Below are 18,830 nucleotides of genomic sequence, written 5' to 3' on the forward strand. Positions count from 1 at the left end.
GTGGAGCTGACAGATACTAATCGATCGAGGACTTAACCAATTACATGGTGATTCGGTCCTTACACCTCATTAGTCAGTTATCTAGTTTTGAGAGAACGAGGTTCTTTCAAAAGGTATAAAATAACTCTTGAATTATTCAAGAAACCCATTATAATAGAATATGTCTTGAAAAATTCAGTCAAAGAAATAAGGTCTGGTAACTATGGCGAGAAGGTCACACCCGTTCCCATCCCGAACACGGAAGTTAAGCTTCTCAGCGCCGATGGTAGTTGGGGGCTGTCCCCCTGTGAGAGTAGGACGTTGCCAGNGAATATTCCACAGTAGCTCAGTGGTAGAGCTATCGGCTGTTAACCGATCGGTCGCAGGTTCGAATCCTGCCTGTGGAGCCATCCATTTGGAGAGCTGTCCGAGTGGCCGAAGGAGCACGATTGGAAATCGTGTAGGCGGGCAAAACCTGTCTCAAGGGTTCAAATCCCTTGCTCTCCGCCATACATATTCACAAAAATGGCCCGTTGGTCAAGTGGTTAAGACACCGCCCTTTCACGGCGGTAACACGGGTTCGAATCCCGTACGGGTCACCACTTATATCGGAGGATTAGCTCAGCTGGGAGAGCACTTGCCTTACAAGCAAGGGGTCGGCGGTTCGATCCCGTCATCCTCCACCATCTAATTTTAATACATTCCCATTATCGCGGGGTGGAGCACGCCGGATTATGCTTCGAAGGATAGCTTCAGCGTACTCATTGAACCGCATCTTGAATCATCTTACTGAAATGAGGACGGTCGTTCTTAATCGAAAGTAAGTCGAGGGTATACAATTGAATTTTTCTTATTATCGCGGGGTGGAGCAGTCTGGTAGCTCGTCGGGCTCATAACCCGAAGGTCGCAGGTTCAAATCCTGCCCCCGCAACCAAAAATGGTCCGGTAGTTCAGTTGGTTAGAATGCCTGCCTGTCACGCAGGAGGTCGCGGGTTCGAGTCCCGTCCGGACCGCCATTTATATTATGAAGTTGGCTCAGTAGCTCAGTCGGTAGAGCACGAACGAGTAAGCTACGAAGCAAAACATCAGCACACAAGTCGAGCAACATCTTGAATAATCTTCCTGAGACTTGGGTGAAGGACAAAGCAAAACTTAAATAGGTGGCAAACCATATTGGCTCAGTAGCTCAGTCGGTAGAGCAAAGGACTGAAAATCCTTGTGTCGGCGGTTCGATTCCGTCCTGAGCCACCATTTTAATTTTAAATGGAATTCATTACCTCTAGAAAGAGTAATGAAAATGTAGTATAATAAATTTCCTTGCCGATGTAGCTCAACTGGTAGAGCAACTGACTTGTAATCAGTAGGTTGGGGGTTCAAGTCCTCTCGTCGGCACCACTGTTTTTAAACAGTAATTGAATATGGATCGTGGAGGGGTAGCGAAGTGGCTAAACGCGGCGGACTGTAAATCCGCTCCCTCAGGGTTCGGCGGTTCGAATCCGTCCCCCTCCACCATGATCACAGGGGCATAGTTTAACGGTAGAACAGAGGTCTCCAAAACCTCCGGTGTGGGTTCGATTCCTACTGCCCCTGCCAATTTAATTTCTACAATAAATTTAATGGCGGGTGTGGCGAAGTGGTTAACGCATCGGATTGTGGTTCCGACATTCGTGGGTTCGATTCCCATCATCCGCCCCATTTTATATACACAAATGGATTTACTTCTTCATATACTATTATTGGGCTATAGCCAAGCGGTAAGGCAACGGACTTTGACTCCGTCATGCGTAGGTTCGAATCCTGCTAGCCCAGCTTAGCTTGCGGAAGTAGTTCAGTGGTAGAACACCACCTTGCCAAGGTGGGGGTCGCGGGTTCGAATCCCGTCTTCCGCTCCAATGACTCTTTATAAATGGCGCCATAGCCAAGTGGTAAGGCAGAGGTCTGCAAAACCTTTATCACCGGTTCAAATCCGGTTGGCGCCTCCAATAACTTTTTTGCCGGTGTGGCGGAATTGGCAGACGCGCACGACTCAAAATCGTGTTCCTTCTGGAGTGCCGGTTCGACCCCGGCCACCGGTATTAAATAATACGAGAAATAAGCATACGATACCAAGCGTTCTCACAATGCGTGAGGGCTCTTTTTTTTTTGTCTACTTAAGAGAAGGTTTTCTACAAACAGTTTGAAAACTTTACAGTGAATTATTGCTTTTTTACTTTTACAAACATATTCAACTAGATGAAAGGGGAACATCATGAAAAAATTATACTTTATTTTATTAAGTACTTTACTATTATTAGTAGCGTGTAGTTCAGAGGATACTGGGGAAATTCAGCTAGCATCCGAACCAATAGAGGAGGAAAATGAAGATATAAAACAAGATGACACAGAAGAAGAAATATCGGAAACAGTAGAAGACTCAAATGTAAATACAGAAGAAGAGATTAGTGAAGAACCAATAGAAAACACAGAAACAGTAACTCCACTGACTGAAGAAGAAGTGAAAGAACTTATTGAGTATACTTCACTTGGAGAAGATGATAATTTAAATAGTTTTTCTTTTATAAATGGTGAAATAAATGCAACGATTGATTTAGCTCCAAATGATTTATTTTCTGCTGAGGATATGGCAGTTACTAGATACAGTCAATTATCCGATGAACTACTATACCATGAGGGTTGGGAAGTTTTAACAGTAACATATGTTAATGTAGGGACAGTTAGTATGAATCGTAATGAAAAAGAATCCAATGAATATGGAGATTACTTTCCAACATTGAAAATTGAAGAAAGATTAAAATGATAAAGCATTAAAGCATTAAAGCATCCTTTTAAAGGGTGCTATTTTATTTTATAAAATGGGTTATTAGATTAAAAGAGAGCTACTTTTAGCAACTCTCTTTGAGTGTTTCATTTTATGAGGTTCGGAGGAGTTTCCCCAGTTAGCCCTTTCTCTAAATTTTCAATGGCCAGCTGTGCCATTTTATATCTTGTTTCTTTTGTAGCTGAACCAATATGAGGTAGTGTCACTACGTTTTGTAAGGTTAGGAGAGGATTATCTTTATTTATGGGTTCTTCTTCATACACATCAAGACCGGCACCTAAAATCCATTGGTGTTTTAAGGCTTTAATTAAAGCTGTTTCATCTATATTTTTCCCTCTTGATCCGTTTATAAGAATCGCATCACTTCGCATCATCTGTAGTTCTCTTTCTCCAATTAGCTTCTCTGTTGTTGGAGTAGATGGGATCATTACACATACAAAATGCGATTGACTTAATAATTCATCTAACTCGCAATAGGTTGCGGCAAGCTTTTGTTCCACTTCTAGTTTTCGTGTTCTACTATGATATAAAACGTTCATATCAAATCCTAAATGAGCCCTTTTAGCAACTTCCTGCCCGATTCTACCCATACCAATAATCCCAATCGTTTTATGGTGGACGTCAACACCAAATAACTCCTCATCAATTGAAGCGGTCCATTTTCCTGATTTCACATAGTTATCAAGCTCCGGTACTCTTCTTGCCGCTGCTAATACAAGACTAAACACTGCATCAGCAGTGGTTTCTGTTAATACGCCAGGGGTGTTTGTGGCCATAATTCCTCTTCTGTTTAATTCAGGGACATTAAGGTTATCATAACCAACCGATACATTAGATACTATTTTTAAATCGGGTGCTAAATTTAAGATTTCCTGGTCTATTTTCAGCCCTGATCCAAGAAAGCCTTGAGCATCTTTTATTTCATTTAAAAATTTTGGGTATGACTGTTCATTAAGATTTGGAAAATAGCGAACCTCAAATTTATCTTCTAAATAAGTAAGCAAATCCTCTGGTAGTTTTTTATATACGACAATTTTATTTTTCATATTGTTGGCCCCTTAAATTTATTCACCTACATGATCAATTTTCTCCCTTAATAATAACAAAAGAGGCTATGAAATAAACAAAAGAAATAATCTACCAATGCTCTATTACATTACATTCTCTACTATCACGATTCTTATTGTTTTATGGTAAATATCTAGAATACTAATTCAATATGTTTTATAGTTAGAAAAACGAAACATTTCTGGGAGGAGAAACCTGTGGAAAAACGTAGATTGACGGTAGAGGATTTATACAGATTTAAAGGTCCCGGTGATGCTCAATTTTCACCAAATGGTACATATGTCGCCTATGTAGTGAAGGGGCTAGATAAGAAGAAAGATAAGAGTGTGACGAATATATTTATACATAATCGGAAGACGAATCAGACAAAACAATTAACTAATTCCGGTAAGGATTCTACACCACGATTTTCACCGGATGGGAGCAGACTAGCGTTTATTTCTTCACGTAATAAAAAGCCGCAAGTTTGGATTTTACCTTTGGATGGTGGAGAGGCTTTTGAAGTTAAAACAAAGGAAAGAGTAAGTGGTCCAATCGAGTGGACACCAGATGGGAAGAGCCTCCTTTACCATGCAGAGGTATTTAGCCAGGAGGAGGAAGCATGGACTCCTTATAAAGGGGCACCTGAATATGACCGGAAGCGAATTAAGGAGTTAGCAGAGAAGACGGATAAGGATAAGAAAGATGATGATCAACACGATAATGAAGTAAAGGTGATTACTCGTTTCAAATACCGAGGGGATGGCCATGGATATTATGGTCATGTGAGAAACCATTGCTTCCTTACAGCTATTCCTGAGCAGGTGGAAGAAGGACAAGAACCAAATTGCAGACAACTAACTAAGGGAGATTATGACCATCATGGTGGAACGTTATCTCCGGATGGAAAATATGTGTTGGTGGGTAGTAGACATACAGATGATGCAGATCATGAGCAAAGGACAGATTTGTGGTTAATTGAAGTTGAGACTGGGAAAGAGCTGCTTCTTTATCGTGCACCAGGACCTTGCTATGCCCCAAGTTGGTCAGAGGATGGTAAATTTATTGCTTTTGGTGGGCACGATCAACGCGTCGGCGCTTCGACATCTATGGATTTATGGTTGTTAAATGTTCATTCTTTTGTGGAAAGAATCTCTGAAAATGGTAAGGCAGAGCCTCTAGAAATGAAGGATGCGACGAATGTAACAAGGCCTTTAGATCGCACGATTGGCGGACAAGGGTCTGATGTTGGATATAGAGCAGGGAATTGGAAAGCGTGGCAAGGAAATCGACTCTTATTTTTAGTTGCGAGTAAGGGTGCCGGTCACATTTATCAAGTGAACCCTGAACTAGGAAAAGCGGAGCCTCTGTTGATTGATGAGCATGGTTCCATTACTAGTCTAGCAGTTTCTGAAAATACGATTGCCTACGCAAAATCTAACCCAACCCTGCCTCAAGAGTTGTTTTTATGGAAGGAAAATGAGGAGCAAATAACAAATGTGAATGCTGATCTGGTCGATGAGTTAGAAATCGGTGCTTGGGAAAAAATCACGTATCCGAGTGGAGAGGCAACGATTGATGGATGGATGGTATACCCTTCTGATTTTGATAAGAAAAAAAACTATCCACTTGTTTTGTTAATCCATGGCGGGCCACATGGAGCTTACGGACCGAACTTCATGTTCAGTGCACAGCTTTTTGCAGCAAAGGGATATGTCGTCCTTTATACGAATCCACGTGGAAGTGAGACATACGGGCAAGATTTTGCTGCAGTCATTGATAAAAACTGGGGAGACCTTGATTATAAGGATATTATGGCAGGGGTCGACGCTGTTATTGAAAAAGGTTTTGTGGATGAGGAGCAAATGTTTGTTCACGGATGGTCCTATGGTGGCTACATGTCCTGTTGGATTCCAACCCAAACAGATCGCTTTAAGGCAATTGCTGCCGGGGCAAGTGTAACGAATATGCTAAGTGGCTACGGTACTTCAGATATTACGTTAGCAGATGAATATGAATACGGCGGCAAGCCTTGGAAAGATGGGGAACATCTAATCGCACATTCCCCAATCGGCCATGTCGAGAATGTGGTAACGCCGATGTTGTTAATGCATGGAGAGAATGACCATCGCGTTGCTGTATCCCAAACAGAAGAGTTTTATATCGCCCTAAAGCGGTTAGGAAAAGAAGCTGTCATGATTCGCTATCCAGATGAGTTCCACGGTTTAGGACGTCCGATTCATCAAGTAGACCGATATGAGAGGTTAGTAGCTTGGTTTGAATATTACCGTAACGTCAATAATGTGAATGCAGAATAAAATAATAAAAGGGAGAAAATGATGTCCATTATTACGAAGTTAAAACTAAATAAATATGAAAATATGGCAGTTCTAAATCAACCGACAGATTACGATTTATTTAATAGTTGTAAAACCAAATTAGCTGGAGGCCATGATGCCATCTTCATTTTTGTTGAAACAGTTGATGAAATGGTGAACCATACTGGTCGCATCATAAAAGAGGAACAGTTACTCGAGAAAGGATACTTATTTTTTGCCTATCCGAAAAAAGGGAATAAGAAGTATGACACGTTCGTTCACAGGGATGAGATTTTTCCAGCAATGAAAGTGGGCGAAGATGGCTATGTGGGCAATAGTGATATCAAATTTTCAAGGATGGTAAGTATGGATGATGTATTTACTGTCGTTGGATTAAAGCGTGAAAAAAAGAAAGAGAAGAAGTCTACAGCAGCGAGTCAGTGTGTGGCAGACTATGAGGGTAATGTCAAAGATGTAGAAGGGCTATTAGCGGGTCATCCCAATGAACTTCAGTTTTTTAAAGACCTAACCCCAGGCTATCAAAGAGATTGGGCTCGGTATATCTTTTCCGCTAAGCAGCAGAAGACACGTGATAAACGCCAAGAACAAATGGTAGATATTTTATCTCAGGGATATAAAACGATGGATCTATATCGTCAGAAGAAGAAATAGGTTCAAAATCAAACACTCACAAATGTTGTCATTACAATATTTGTGAGTGTTTATTTTTGGCAGAGAATAAGTTTTTTATTTTCCCCCGCAACACTTCCATGAACGCTCACCTTCTTAAAGCACTTTTAACAAATCATTTTCAATCTTGCTTGGATCGACCGTTGGGGCATAGCGTTCGACTACGTTACCTTCTCGATCAATAAGGAATTTAGTGAAGTTCCATTTGATGACTTTCGTGAGCATGCCTTTTTTCTGTTCTTTTAAAAATTGAAAAAGCGGGTCTGCCTCTTTACCATTCACATCAATTTTAGCGAACATCGGGAAGGTTACACCGTAATTGAGTTGGCAAAACTCAGTAGTTTGTTCGATATTTTCATATTCCTGATTGTTAAATTGTCCACATGGAAAACCGAGTATTTCAAGGCCTTGTTCTTTGTACTTTTCATACAATTCCTGGAGTCCTTTGAATTGTGGGGTAAAACCACATTTACTTGCTGTATTCACAACAATTAATGGTTTTCCCTCGTAATCTTTTAATGACTTTAGAGAGCCATTCGGCATCTTAACAGAAAAATCGTACACCGTAGTCATTGGCAAATCCTCCTATGTAAGCTATTTTACATCGTTTAAGTAATGGTAGTATCACTTTATACCAGAAAGCCCTTTGTTAATAAGGTTATTGATGATTTCCGCCATTTCTTTTGGTGATTTATCCATTCCATTGTATAGCCAGCTTTTAATGACATGAATACTACCACTGATGATATAGGTTCTTAGATAATTTGAAAATTCTTCTTCCAGTTGGTTTGCAACCATCCAATTGTTCATAAGAAAGTCATGAGCAAATACCATTATTTTTTTCTGAAATGTAGTGTCTACATTTTCGTTGAGAAGAGTTTGGCATACCTCTTGCTTAGAAGCGAAGTATTCTAACATTTTCTCAAGCATCTTAATGGCTTCTTCTTCTTTTTCATAGTTGTACTGACTTAAATAAACCTTCATATCCTCTATAATTTCTTCCTCAATTTTATCAAGAAGGTCAAAAGGATCGGTGTAATGGGCATAAAAAGTGGAACGGTTGATATCTGCCTGCTCACAAAGTTCTTTGACAGTGATAGTAGATATTTGCTTTTCAGTGAGTAATTTCATGAGGCTATCCTTTAGAACCATCCGTGTGTACTTTTTTCTCCTGTCCAATTTTGAGGTCGTCATAGTAAGCTCCTTAACTATTTTTATGTTATCCAACATTATGAGTAAATCTGTTGGTTTATGTACGAATGTTACTGAACTGTTTGTTGATTAGACAACAGTGTGTTCAATATAATGATATGGTGACCTTAGAAAAAGAGCAAGAGAGGATGAACGAAGATAGGCATTGCAGCACGAATTATTAAACATAAAAAAGCCGTAGCGATTACATTTACAGTCCTAACCATCATCTGTTCGCTCGCCATATTAGGTGTATCGGTTAACTACGATATGAAAGATTACTTACCAGAAGATGCTCAGTCGACCATCGCTATGGGTATTATGGAACAGGAATTTGAGGGTAACGTTCCAACGAATCGAGTCATGATCAATGATGTGACTATACAGGAAGCTCTTGCTTTTAAAGAAAATTTGGAAGCTATCGATGGGGTGTCTGATGTCACCTGGTTAGATGATGCGATTGATATAAAATCTCCACTGGAAATGGCGGATGAAGAGGTTGTGGAAGCCTATTATAAGGATAACAAAGCTTTATTTTCATTCAGTATCCGTGAAGGAGATGAAGTGGCTGTAACCGATAATATATATGATCTCATTGGTGATGATAACGCCATGGCGGGTGAATCACTGAATACAGCTACACAACAAAAAATGGCTGGCACAGAGTCCATGTATGCAGCCGCACTATTGGTACCGATTATTATCATCATTTTAGTGGTGTCGACCACTTCTTGGGTTGAGCCGGTGCTCTTCTTAACAGCGATTGGTGTATCGGTTTTAATTAACATGGGAACGAACATCTTTCTAGGAGAAGTTTCCTTTGTAACCCAATCGGTCGCTCCTATCTTACAGTTAGCGGTATCTTTGGATTACGCGATCTTTCTACTTCATAGTTTTTCAGACTATCGAAAAAAAGTAGCTGATCCACAAGAAGCCATGCAGCTGGCAATGGGGAAATCATTTTCAGCAATAGCAGCTAGTGCATCCACGACCTTTTTTGGGTTTATCGCACTATCGTTTATGAAATTTGAAATTGGCTCCGATTTAGGTATTAACCTTGTAAAAGGAATTCTTTTAAGCTTTATCAGTGTGATGGTGTTTTTACCGGTATTAACACTTTTACTTTATAAATGGATTGATAAAACACAGCATAAACCATTTGTCCCAGAGTTTAAGGGAGTGGGGAAGGCTGTAGTGAAAATGAGAATACCAAGTCTACTACTTGTTCTGATTTTGGTGGTCCCAGCCTTTTTAGCCCAAAGTCAGACTGATTTCACATATGGAATCGGGGAACAGCCTGAGTCTACGAGAGCGGGTAGTGATATTGTCAAAATAAAAGAACAGTTCGGCGAGAGTACCCCGATGGTTTTACTCGTTCCAAAAGGGGATGTCGCCAAAGAAGAGGAATTAGTTCAGGATTTAGAAGAGACCAATCATGTGACGAGTGTGATTGCTTATGTCAATACCGTTAGCGCAGTGATTCCGCCAGAGTATTTGGATCCTTCGATAACGGAACAATTCTACTCCGAACATTACAGCCGGATTATCCTTCAAACGAATACAAAAACCGAGGGAGAAGTGGCATTCCGTTTAATCGAACAAATACAAAAGACAGCCGAACAGTATTATAGTGATGATGTTTACTTGGTAGGCGAAAGCGTCACCTTGTTTGATATCAAACACACTGTTGAAAAGGATAATAAGCTGGTAAATATGCTGACGTTGATTACGATTGCTTTTGTTTTATTCGTAACCTTCAAGTCTATTTCGATACCGGTTGTTCTGATTGCGACGATTCAGTCAGCGGTTTGGATTAACCTATCCGTTCCGTACTTTACAGATTCTTCATTAGTGTATGTGGGATACTTGTTAATCAGCATTATCCAGCTTGCAGCAACAGTCGACTACGCTATTCTACTGACGGATGCGTATAAAGAGTATCGACAAGAAATGCCTGCGCTTGAAGCCATTAAGAAAACACTTGATGAAAAGATATTTGCGATTGCGATTTCGGCTTCGATTTTATCCAGTGTCGGGTTCATTTTATGGATGACATCCTCCAACCCAATTGTTGGCGCTATTGGTTTATTACTAGGAAGAGGAGCGCTACTCGCATTTGTCATGGTCGTTTTCTTCTTACCAGCAATGCTATTGGTATTTGATAAATGGATTAGAAAAACAACATGGAAAGCAAAATTTTTTAAGGGGAAATGATGATGAGGAGAACAAATAAAATTCTACTTGTCTTGGCAGCTGTTCTTTTAGTGGTGCCAAACCTGTTTGTGACGGCTACATCAGATGATTCCAAATCATCCGGAACAGAGGAAAAGACTTCTCATGATAAAGGGACCATCTCCTCAAAGGATGAAGTCGTCTACGCAAAGCTAAGTGCAACGGGTGAAAGACAAGAAATCTATGTGGTAAATATTTTAGATATAGAAAAAGCGGGGCAAGTAGTCGATTATGGCCCATACTCTAGCTTGAAAAACTTAACAGACTTAGCGGAACTTCAGCAAAAGGACGGGGAAGTTGAATTCACAGCTCCAGAGGGCAAATTCTATTATCAAGGGAATATGAATGAGGAATCCTTACCATGGGATGTATCTGTTGCCTATTTATTAGATGGAAAAGAGATTGACCCAAAAGAGCTAGCAGGGAAAGACGGGCATGTCCAAATTCGGATAGCCACGTCTGCAAATGAAGCGGTAGATCCTGTTTTCTTTAACAACTATCTATTACAAATTTCTTTATCTCTGAATTTAGAAAGATACAGCAACATCCAAGCTCCTGATGGGATGCTTGCCAATGCGGGTAAAAATAAGCAAGTGACATTTACCATTATGCCTGAAAAAGAGGAAGAGCTTGTCGTTGAAGCAGATGTTGTGAAGTTTGAGCTTGATGGCATTGATATTACAGCGATTCCATCTTCTATGCCGATTGATGCACCTGACATTGATAACATGACAGGAGATATGGAAACCTTAACGAAAGCCATTCTTGAAGTGAACAATGGAGTAGTAGAATTTGCTGATGGGGTGTCTAAATTAAACAACGGAGTGTTTGATCTTCGTGATGGTTCAAAGCAATATAACGATGGAATTTCAACACTTGATGAATCTTCATCGGAAATTGTGGATGCATCAGAATCGATAGGTCAGGCTCTTGAAACATTGAACCAGTCGCTAAGTGGGGAATCAGGCGATATGGGTCTTGGCGATTTGAAAAAACTTGAGACAGGGCTTACGCAAATAGCGGGTGGTTTAAGAGAAGCGTCTGCTGGATTAACCACGCTTAAAGAAAATTACAGTATGGCCTACCTCGCACTAGATGATGCGATGGCAATCATCCCTGAACATGAAATTACAGAAGAGCAAATTCAGCAGCTTTATATGAGCGGGGCCAACAAAACGGTTGTCGATCAATTAGTAGAAACGTATGCAGCAGCTCGTAAAGCAAAAGGAACGTACACGGCTGTAAAAGAAGCATTTGCAGCAGTCGAGCCAACACTAGAGCAAGTGAGCGGTGGAATGACTGAAATGGCGAACAGCTTAGACACGATGGCAGAGGGGCTATCCTCTGTTGGAGATACAAACCCTGCCGATTCCTTAGCACAACTACAAGAAGGAATCAGCGCTCTATCATCCAACTATAAAGCGTTCCATTCAGGGATTGAAGAATATACCGATGGAATCAGCCAATTAGCGACCTCCTATCAAGAAATGCACAAAGGAATCGAAGCTCTATCGGAAGGAACAGGTGAGCTTGAAAACGGTGTAGGTAAATTGCATGATGGTACATCTGAACTCTATGAAGCGACGAAGGATTTACCTGACCAAATGAAAGAGGAAGTCAATCAAATGATGGAAGAATATGATAAGTCCGATTTCGAACCAGTCTCCTTCGTTTCTCCGAAGAATGAGAAAGTGAATTCCGTGCAGTTTGTCTTCAAGACGGCGAGCATTAAAGTAGAAAAGCCTGTTGAAACGGAAGAGCCGGTTGAAGAAGAGACTGGATTTTGGGCTCGATTGAAGGCTTTGTTTTGAGTGGGGATTCGATTAGCGAGTAGATGTGTGGTGGTTATCTGAGCGTGTGGTTTTGGCTATGCGAGAATAATGCTATAAAAGGTGTCAGTCCCTTAACGAGGCTGGCACTTTTTTCATTTATCTCCCCTAAAAGTTTCCAGATACCACTTAATAAAGATAAAATATAGCTATGAGGAAGAGGGGGATAGGGACATGAATATCCAAAATAAAAAAGCATGGGAATATCGGGCATACGAGTTTTGGAATAAAAAATACGGTTCACCGATAGAGAGGGCCAAACAAATAGTAGCAAACCCCAGAGCTAGCTTAAAGAAACATCAAGAGTACTTTGACTACATTGAGGGATTAAAGATTGCAAATATTTGTGGATCGAACGGGAGGAAAGCAGTTCCATTATCCCTACTGGGAGCTGACGTAACTCTATTTGATATATCAGAGGAAAATAAGAGATATGCCCTTGAGCTAGCTCACCATGCAAACACTTCAATAGATTACATAGTCGGAGATATTTACGACTTGGACATCAATAGATTTGCAGATTACTTTGATATTCTCTATCTCGAAGGCGGCATATTGCACTACTTTCATGATATTGATAAATTCATGACCATTCTGTTTACGATTTTAAAAGAGGGCGGGAAAATGATCTTAAGTGACTTTCATCCACTAAGGAGATGCATAGGTCCTAATAATCAATATGAGGATAACTACTTTGACCAGGAAGTCCAAAGCGGAGATGTAGCCTATAAACAATTTTTCGATGAACGAGATCAACAAGATTTCCCTGATGTATTGGTTAAGCCGTATACTTTGAGTGAAATTATAAATTCAGTTATTTCATCAGGATTCACCTTACAAAAATTTGACGAACACCGCGGTTGGAATCATGAAAATATGCCATGGGAGTTTACGATACAAGCTGTAAAATAAGTGAGGACGCGGGACATCTGCCCATTATTACATAAAAAACTTACCAAAAATTAGACGGTGCATAGGATAGTAGGGACATTTAGGGAAATAGAGAGGAGATTACGTATGTACCGAAATCCATACTATCAGAATCAATGGTCTAGTCCGATTCATCAGACGAATTGGGGATACAACTGGGGCCCTCAGCAACAAAACTACTGGAATCAGCAATACTGGGATCATTATTACACAAATAGAGTACAAGATTATGGACCGAATCCTTTTGTTATTAACATCGAAGAAGCAACAAAACAAAACAATACGTTCCGAACCGCATTATGGACAGGAGACCACTTACAACTGACTTTAATGAGCATTAACGTAGGGGAAGACATTGGACTAGAAAACCACCCGAACTTGGACCAATTCCTTCGTGTTGAAGAAGGACAGGGAATGGTAATGATGGGGAAAAGAAAAGACAAACTAAATTTCCAACAAAGAGTTTCTGATGATTTTGCTATCATTATACCAGCTGGAACATGGCACAATGTCATCAATACAGGGAATACACCATTAAAAATGTACTCCATCTACGCGCCTCCACAGCATCCATTTGGTACAGTTCATCAAACAAAAGCTGAGGCAATGGCGGCGGAAGAAGAGCATCATTCATAATTTAAAAAGATATAGACGGTTTTTCAGCTTTTTTCAAGAGTATATGAAAGAGGCTGGGAAGCTGTTTTTATTTTCTTAGGACTAAAAACCTACATATCTAGTAATGGTGATAGGACTAACTTACTGAATTAGACTGATTATTAAGTTTATTCTGATAAATGGTTGAATTACCACTTTTCTACCAGTACTATTAAACTATGTTACCGGTAATATAATCCAGAAAAGGGAGGTAATTTCCATGACTAGAGTTCGTAAAGCCTTATTATCTTGTCTATTCGCTATTGGGATGATTGGTTTCAGTGCTGCATCTGTAAGTGCAACTCCGCCTAGTTTAGAAGATCCAATTGGTGGAGGCGGTAGCGGCGGTGGAAGTGGCGGCGGTGGAGGCTGCCCAACTTCTTGCTATACTGGACCTTAATATCAAAAAAAACCAAGTCTATTCAGGACTTGGTTTTTTTAATGTAAAAATAAGGAGTTATACCTCACCGCCTGATTTCACCTAAATAAACTAAATTAAAACTAAATTCCTTCACCACCACTAACGTACAAGTCCACAGAAAATGAGCTTCGGGGCAAATGTCCGATTTATCATATGTACGGTCTACGGATTTATTATCGAAAGCTATGAGCTACACCCAAATAAATTTAGGAACTCTATTTTAAGTCAGCCCCTTTTACTAAAACAGGTATAAATTCAACATCCCTAAATATAGTGTAGTAGTTAGGACAAGCGAGGGGATGGCTGTGGTACCGATTTTAGAAGAGTTAACAAAGGGGAAAATAGAAAAGGCAATACGGGAAAATTTTGAAGACTTCTATAAAATGGCCCCTAAGAACAAATTTAAATATCTAGAGAAGGATGGCGTCAAATGGGTTTCTAGTGTTTTACCTCATCCTTTGTTTAACCGTGTGGTAGCTACAGATTGCAGTAAAGAAGAGCTGCCCAACATTCTGAATGAAATATCTCAATACTTTCAAGCTAAAAAGCTACCGTTTCTATGGATGAATTGGACGGGAGTGGATCAGTCAGACTCTCTTATAAGTTTCTTAGAGGAGAATGGGTTTTGGAAAATTATTTTTACAATCGGAATGGCACTTAGGTTAGAAAAGCTGAGGGTACCGCAACCGAAAGTGAAAGGATTAGAAATAGTAGAAGTAAAATCGGATAAGGATTTTGCAATCTTTATGGAAGTGTTGCAATCTGGCTTTGAGGCAACGGATGAAATTGCGCAAGGATATCAAGTGATGAATAAAGCTATCTTAGAAAAGCCAGAACACGGCACACATTATCTTGCCAGTTACAAAGGCAAGGTGGTAGCTGTATCATCCGTCATATATGGCTCAGGCGTTGCAGGGATATATAATGTGAGTACACTAAAAAGGGCTAGAGGCAAAGGTTTTGGTAGAGCGGTAACTTTTGTGCCACTATTAGAAGCTAAATCCAAAGGATACAAACTAGCGGTTCTTCACTCAAGTGTGGCTGGATATAACGTATATAAAGGATTAGGGTTTGAAGAGTATTATGAGATTGGGTTATATATGAGAGATAGTGAGATTTGAAAAAAAGTGCTTACCTCTAGTGCGATTAAGTGTAATGAACTGGAGCATGGCGCTTTTTTTGTGTTTCTGAAGGGTCGGAATGGTTCCCTTTTTTATAAAAATAAATGAAAAATGGTCACCATAGCTCCCACCATGATGACCACCTAACTAAAACCTACATTAAAAAATTCCATTCTCATTCGGAGATTCCCCAGGAACAGCTTGTCCTAAATCCCACATTTCAACGATTTGGTTGTCTTGGAACCGGCAGATATGTACAACGGCAAATCCTAGATCCTCTGGATTTTGCTTAATATGTGAGAAAACCATTACTTTATCATTCTCTTGAATGGCTAGTTTCACATCAAGTGTCTTGTTAGGATTCTGGGAAGCGTCCTCTTCCATTGCATGCATAAGTGAATCTGCATCTCCAGGGAAGTATGGATTGTGGTGAAGAAAGTCAGGTGCTATGTAACGGTCGTATGCTTCTCGAATATTCCCTTGGGCTACAAGTTGTAAAAAAGAAACAGCTTTTTCTTTTAAAGTTGGATTGGTGCTCATTTTTCATCATCCTTTTTAAGTAAAGTCTAAAGAATACAGAAAAATGAGTCAATCGATATTTTACCATTAACGGTTATTATAAAAATCAATAGCCTTCTGGATATACTTTTCTTCTCCCTCAGGTACTTCTTCCTCGTGAAAAATAGCATCAACTGGACATACAGCTTCACAGGCACCGCAGTCAATACAAATATCTGGGTCTATATAAAATTGATCTTCCCCCTCAGCAATACAATCAACAGGACAGACATCGACGCAGTCTGCCGCTTTTTCTTCGATACATGGGGATGTGATAACGAAAGGCATACGGGTTGCCCTCCTTTTAAAGTGAAATATAGAATCTGTCTAAGACCTAATACTTAGTAAAACTTCCCTCATCCGGTTTAAATTTTCCCGAATTTTAACAGCACTTAAGTAGTCAATTTTATTATGATAGTTTTCGGTTTGCTCCAACTGTTCTTCAAGGGACAGTTGTTGGTATTGGTCAATCTGGTTCCCAGTGGAATTTTGATAGTCCATCATTAAATTGGCCTCAAGCTGAATAACCATGTCCGTTAGCTCACTCAGGCTTTTAGACATAGAAGCAACGCTATTTAGGCTTTGATTACCGGAGTCATTCGTGACCGCTTTAGTCTTTCCCTTTAGCTCATTCAATCTATTTTTTATAGTAGTAAGTAATTCTGTATGTTCAGAATCGACTTCCATATGATCAAGAATTTGTAAAGTATCCCCAATCAATATTTGTAACCGTTCTGAGGCATTATGCATAATAGACTCCCCTTTAAAATCCTATATATCTTTAATATGTTTATATGGATAATAGTCTATACACCCTAAAGGGATATCGTTAGAATGCGTTGGAACGGTTTTGATATAATATAAAGAAAGAAAAAGGGGGAAGACGATGGATCTGATTTACAACAAACTAATAGAATACGGGATGGAGCCGGTTCTTGCGGATTATATGGCTGTTATTATTATGATCCTGTTTATAGCCATCCTTTGTATCATCGCGAACTTTATCACGAAGAAAATCGTAATGAGGATTATCACTCATTTTATAACAAATAACAAATTCACATGGGATGATAAGCTGCTGGAACGGAAGGTATTTCACCGGTTATCCCACATAGTACCGGCCATCATTATTTATTCCTTTGCCCCAACCTTTGAAGAATTTCAGTCAATCATTGAAAAAGGGGCCATTGCCTATATCATTGTTGTAGGGCTTATTGTCATTAACAACTTCTTAAATGCGTTTAATGATATTTATCAAACCTTTGAAATTTCTAAAACAAAGCCTATAAAGGGATACATACAGGTAGCTAAAATTGTTGTGTTCATCCTTGGCGGTATTGTAATTATTGCTGATTTAATCGGGGAAAGCCCATTTATTCTCCTCAGCGGTTTTGGTGCACTGTCGGCGGTAATTCTTTTAGTATTCAAGGATTCTATTCTTGGACTTGTAGCGGGGATTCAGTTAGCGGCCAACGATATGGTGCGTGTGGGTGACTGGATTGAAATGCCGAAATATCAGGCAGACGGTGACATTATTGATATCTCCCTCAACACAGTAAAAGTCCAAAACTGGGACAAAACCATTACAACGATTCCAAGCTATGCGCTGGTATCCGACTCTTTTAAAAACTGGAGAGGGATGGAAGCAGCAGGTGGACGACGAATCAAGCGACCTTTATTTATCGACACCACTAGTATTTCGTTCTGTACTGAAGAAATGCTAGAGAAATTTAAGTCCATTCAATACCTGTCCACTTACATAACAAACAAAGAAACAGAAATTGCGGAGTACAATGCCAAAGTGGATAAAAGAAATCGGGTAAATGGGCGAGCTCTAACGAACATCGGGGTATTTAGAGTGTACATCAACCATTACCTTCAAAATCATAAAGGAATCAGGCAAGACATGACCTTAATGGTCCGACAATTAGAACCAACCGAACACGGTCTTCCGCTAGAAATCTATGCATTCACCAACGATATCCGCTGGGCAATATACGAATCCATCCAATCCGATATCTTCGACCACCTATTTGCGGTCGCACCAGAATTCGGACTAAGAGTATTCCAAAACCCATCCGGAAACGACTTCCGACAACTCCTAGGGACAGAGGGGACAGGTTCGGTGTCCCACATGCTAGGTGAATAGGGACAAGGGGACAGGTTTCCTGTCCCACCTACTAAAAAAGTGGTGCTCTCCCAAACCATGTTGGGAGGCAGCACTTTTCAATTTAATGCAGAATCGTTCTCATAATAAAGGTATTATCTCCATACGTACTAAACTCGTCTGAACGTTCCCCTTTTGTTTCAGGGATATTGTAGGAACGGTCAGCCACAATCCACTCCACTTTATCGTCAGCATCAACCGTTATTTTCACATATAACTCTCCAGACTGCCCTACAATGTAAGTGAATAGTAGTGGTTGATTTTCCGTAAAGTGATCATGAATTAACTCGACCTTGCGACCATTAAGGAATAGCTCTGAAACATTCATAGTTGATAAAGATTTCATCAGCATTTCTTCAGCCTGTCTTTGTGATTCTAAATGGTACTCAATCGTACGTTTATCGCCTTGAACTTCGTCTGAAAGAATCGTCACAGCAGGTGCTTCCAAATCATATAGGTCAGCCTCAGTGTAACTAACATCCCAATATAGCAAAGGGAATAGCCTACCGAACATGGTGTACCTTTTGAAATCTATTCATTTTCTAATGATATTCGTTGGGAAGTGTACGAATCGATTCATGCCGATATTTTTGGTCATTTATTCGCAGTTGCACCTGAGTTCAGGATTCGATTGTTCCAGATTCCTTCAGGACATGATTTTAGAGTGATGGTGGAAGGAAGCAGGGAAACGCCTTTTCTTTCTTTAAAACTACCGTTAATAGGAAACCTTCCCTATTTTTAAATATTATAGTATGATTTAACATAGATGAGGACCAAGCTTTGTTCTCATTTGAAAAAGGCAAATCTATCGAAAGGTAGAGACGCAAAGTCACAGACCTACGGTGTTTAACTATGGTGGCTGGACCGCTGAAGAA

At 40.0% G+C, this 18,830-nt stretch carries 17 protein-coding genes, 15 tRNA genes, 1 rRNA gene and 1 riboswitch; of the genes, 26 read left to right on the forward strand and 7 right to left on the reverse strand.

The features are described from left to right. The first annotated feature begins 192 nt into the window (after nucleotides 1-192). The 17 genes from rrf (at nucleotide 193) to ABDZ91_RS04815 (ending at nucleotide 2,776) form a co-directional block, all read left to right on the forward strand. Nucleotides 193-309 (forward strand): 5S ribosomal RNA (rrf, locus tag ABDZ91_RS04735). A gap of 5 nt (nucleotides 310-314) precedes the next feature. Next, nucleotides 315-389: transfer RNA gene (locus tag ABDZ91_RS04740), tRNA-Asn, on the forward strand. 7 nt (nucleotides 390-396) lie between these two features. Then, a tRNA-Ser gene (locus ABDZ91_RS04745) sits at nucleotides 397-489 on the forward strand. Nucleotides 490-506: 17 nt separating this feature from the next. Continuing rightward, nucleotides 507-581, forward strand: a tRNA-Glu gene (locus tag ABDZ91_RS04750). Nucleotides 582-589: 8 nt separating this feature from the next. Continuing rightward, a tRNA-Val gene (locus tag ABDZ91_RS04755) sits at nucleotides 590-665 on the forward strand. Nucleotides 666-836: 171 nt separating this feature from the next. Beyond that, nucleotides 837-913, forward strand: a tRNA-Met gene (locus ABDZ91_RS04760). Between the two features lie 5 nt (nucleotides 914-918). After that, nucleotides 919-995, forward strand: a tRNA-Asp gene (locus ABDZ91_RS04765). A gap of 159 nt (nucleotides 996-1,154) precedes the next feature. Further along, nucleotides 1,155-1,230, forward strand: a tRNA-Phe gene (locus tag ABDZ91_RS04770). A 68-nt stretch (nucleotides 1,231-1,298) separates the two neighbouring features. Next, nucleotides 1,299-1,374, forward strand: a tRNA-Thr gene (locus ABDZ91_RS04775). 32 nt (nucleotides 1,375-1,406) lie between these two features. After that, a tRNA-Tyr gene (locus ABDZ91_RS04780) sits at nucleotides 1,407-1,491 on the forward strand. A gap of 7 nt (nucleotides 1,492-1,498) precedes the next feature. After that, a tRNA-Trp gene (locus ABDZ91_RS04785) sits at nucleotides 1,499-1,572 on the forward strand. Between the two features lie 26 nt (nucleotides 1,573-1,598). Beyond that, nucleotides 1,599-1,674, forward strand: a tRNA-His gene (locus ABDZ91_RS04790). A gap of 42 nt (nucleotides 1,675-1,716) precedes the next feature. Next, a tRNA-Gln gene (locus ABDZ91_RS04795) sits at nucleotides 1,717-1,788 on the forward strand. Between the two features lie 8 nt (nucleotides 1,789-1,796). Next, nucleotides 1,797-1,871 (forward strand) — tRNA-Gly (locus ABDZ91_RS04800). 16 nt (nucleotides 1,872-1,887) lie between these two features. Beyond that, nucleotides 1,888-1,961, forward strand: a tRNA-Cys gene (locus ABDZ91_RS04805). An 11-nt stretch (nucleotides 1,962-1,972) separates the two neighbouring features. Continuing rightward, a tRNA-Leu gene (locus ABDZ91_RS04810) sits at nucleotides 1,973-2,054 on the forward strand. 173 nt (nucleotides 2,055-2,227) lie between these two features. Next, a complete protein-coding gene (locus ABDZ91_RS04815) occupies nucleotides 2,228-2,776 on the forward strand; it encodes a hypothetical protein (RefSeq protein ID WP_343796825.1) in 549 nt (182 codons plus the stop codon). Between the two features lie 107 nt (nucleotides 2,777-2,883). Here the strand turns inward: ABDZ91_RS04815 and ABDZ91_RS04820 are convergent, their stop codons facing one another. After that, nucleotides 2,884-3,843, reverse strand: a complete 960-nt coding sequence (locus tag ABDZ91_RS04820) for a 2-hydroxyacid dehydrogenase (RefSeq protein ID WP_343796826.1) — start codon at nucleotides 3,841-3,843, stop codon at nucleotides 2,884-2,886. A 219-nt stretch (nucleotides 3,844-4,062) separates the two neighbouring features. Here ABDZ91_RS04820 and ABDZ91_RS04825 point away from each other — a divergent pair, with 219 nt between their 5' ends. Beyond that, complete coding sequence (locus ABDZ91_RS04825; protein WP_343796828.1) at nucleotides 4,063-6,162, forward strand: S9 family peptidase; 2,100 nt, start codon at nucleotides 4,063-4,065, stop codon at nucleotides 6,160-6,162. A 21-nt stretch (nucleotides 6,163-6,183) separates the two neighbouring features. Then, the gene (locus ABDZ91_RS04830; RefSeq protein WP_343796830.1) at nucleotides 6,184-6,834 is read left to right on the forward strand and encodes a YdeI/OmpD-associated family protein; all 651 of its coding nucleotides are present in this window, start codon (nucleotides 6,184-6,186) and stop codon (nucleotides 6,832-6,834) included. A gap of 114 nt (nucleotides 6,835-6,948) precedes the next feature. Here the strand turns inward: ABDZ91_RS04830 and ABDZ91_RS04835 are convergent, their stop codons facing one another. Next, the gene (locus ABDZ91_RS04835; protein ID WP_343796832.1) at nucleotides 6,949-7,425 is read right to left on the reverse strand and encodes a glutathione peroxidase; all 477 of its coding nucleotides are present in this window, start codon (nucleotides 7,423-7,425) and stop codon (nucleotides 6,949-6,951) included. 51 nt (nucleotides 7,426-7,476) lie between these two features. After that, nucleotides 7,477-7,983: a TetR/AcrR family transcriptional regulator gene (locus tag ABDZ91_RS04840; protein ID WP_343796833.1), complete on the reverse strand. Its 507-nt coding sequence runs from the start codon at nucleotides 7,981-7,983 to the stop codon at nucleotides 7,477-7,479. Nucleotides 7,984-8,313: 330 nt separating this feature from the next. Between ABDZ91_RS04840 and ABDZ91_RS04845 the strand changes: the two genes are divergently transcribed. The 6 genes from ABDZ91_RS04845 (at nucleotide 8,314) to ABDZ91_RS04870 (ending at nucleotide 15,230) form a co-directional block, all read left to right on the forward strand. Next, a complete protein-coding gene (locus ABDZ91_RS04845; RefSeq protein WP_343796835.1) occupies nucleotides 8,314-10,257 on the forward strand; it encodes an efflux RND transporter permease subunit in 1,944 nt (647 codons plus the stop codon). 2 nt (nucleotides 10,258-10,259) lie between these two features. Then, complete coding sequence (locus ABDZ91_RS04850; protein WP_343796837.1) at nucleotides 10,260-12,086, forward strand: coiled-coil domain-containing protein; 1,827 nt, start codon at nucleotides 10,260-10,262, stop codon at nucleotides 12,084-12,086. Between the two features lie 192 nt (nucleotides 12,087-12,278). Then, entirely contained in the window at nucleotides 12,279-13,016 is a 738-nt protein-coding gene (locus ABDZ91_RS04855; RefSeq protein ID WP_343796839.1) for a class I SAM-dependent methyltransferase, read from the forward strand. A 105-nt stretch (nucleotides 13,017-13,121) separates the two neighbouring features. Further along, the gene (locus ABDZ91_RS04860; protein WP_343796841.1) at nucleotides 13,122-13,670 is read left to right on the forward strand and encodes a cupin domain-containing protein; all 549 of its coding nucleotides are present in this window, start codon (nucleotides 13,122-13,124) and stop codon (nucleotides 13,668-13,670) included. 238 nt (nucleotides 13,671-13,908) lie between these two features. Beyond that, entirely contained in the window at nucleotides 13,909-14,088 is a 180-nt protein-coding gene (locus ABDZ91_RS04865) for a hypothetical protein (RefSeq protein ID WP_343796843.1), read from the forward strand. 326 nt (nucleotides 14,089-14,414) lie between these two features. Then, nucleotides 14,415-15,230 carry a GNAT family N-acetyltransferase gene (locus ABDZ91_RS04870; protein ID WP_343796845.1) on the forward strand — a complete coding sequence of 272 codons (816 nt, stop codon included), beginning with the start codon at nucleotides 14,415-14,417 and terminating at the stop codon, nucleotides 15,228-15,230. Nucleotides 15,231-15,389: 159 nt separating this feature from the next. On the opposite strand, the gene ABDZ91_RS04875 is transcribed toward ABDZ91_RS04870, so the two are convergent. From ABDZ91_RS04875 to ABDZ91_RS04885, 3 genes are all read right to left on the reverse strand, one after another. Next, a complete protein-coding gene (locus tag ABDZ91_RS04875) occupies nucleotides 15,390-15,770 on the reverse strand; it encodes a nuclear transport factor 2 family protein (RefSeq protein WP_343796847.1) in 381 nt (126 codons plus the stop codon). A 66-nt stretch (nucleotides 15,771-15,836) separates the two neighbouring features. Beyond that, a complete protein-coding gene (locus tag ABDZ91_RS04880; RefSeq protein ID WP_343796849.1) occupies nucleotides 15,837-16,076 on the reverse strand; it encodes a ferredoxin family protein in 240 nt (79 codons plus the stop codon). A gap of 39 nt (nucleotides 16,077-16,115) precedes the next feature. Then, complete coding sequence (locus ABDZ91_RS04885) at nucleotides 16,116-16,538, reverse strand: hypothetical protein (RefSeq protein WP_343796850.1); 423 nt, start codon at nucleotides 16,536-16,538, stop codon at nucleotides 16,116-16,118. Nucleotides 16,539-16,674: 136 nt separating this feature from the next. Between ABDZ91_RS04885 and ABDZ91_RS04890 the strand changes: the two genes are divergently transcribed. Then, nucleotides 16,675-17,937 carry a mechanosensitive ion channel family protein gene (locus tag ABDZ91_RS04890; RefSeq protein WP_343796852.1) on the forward strand — a complete coding sequence of 421 codons (1,263 nt, stop codon included), beginning with the start codon at nucleotides 16,675-16,677 and terminating at the stop codon, nucleotides 17,935-17,937. A gap of 82 nt (nucleotides 17,938-18,019) precedes the next feature. Here the strand turns inward: ABDZ91_RS04890 and ABDZ91_RS04895 are convergent, their stop codons facing one another. Further along, nucleotides 18,020-18,448, reverse strand: a complete 429-nt coding sequence (locus ABDZ91_RS04895; RefSeq protein ID WP_343796854.1) for a hypothetical protein — start codon at nucleotides 18,446-18,448, stop codon at nucleotides 18,020-18,022. Between the two features lie 295 nt (nucleotides 18,449-18,743). After that, nucleotides 18,744-18,827, forward strand: a riboswitch (cyclic di-GMP riboswitch). Nucleotides 18,828-18,830: the final 3 nt, after the last annotated feature.

The organism is Bacillus carboniphilus (genome assembly GCF_039522365.1).
GTDB classification, from domain to species: domain Bacteria; phylum Bacillota; class Bacilli; order Bacillales; family JC228; genus Bacillus_BF; species Bacillus_BF carboniphilus.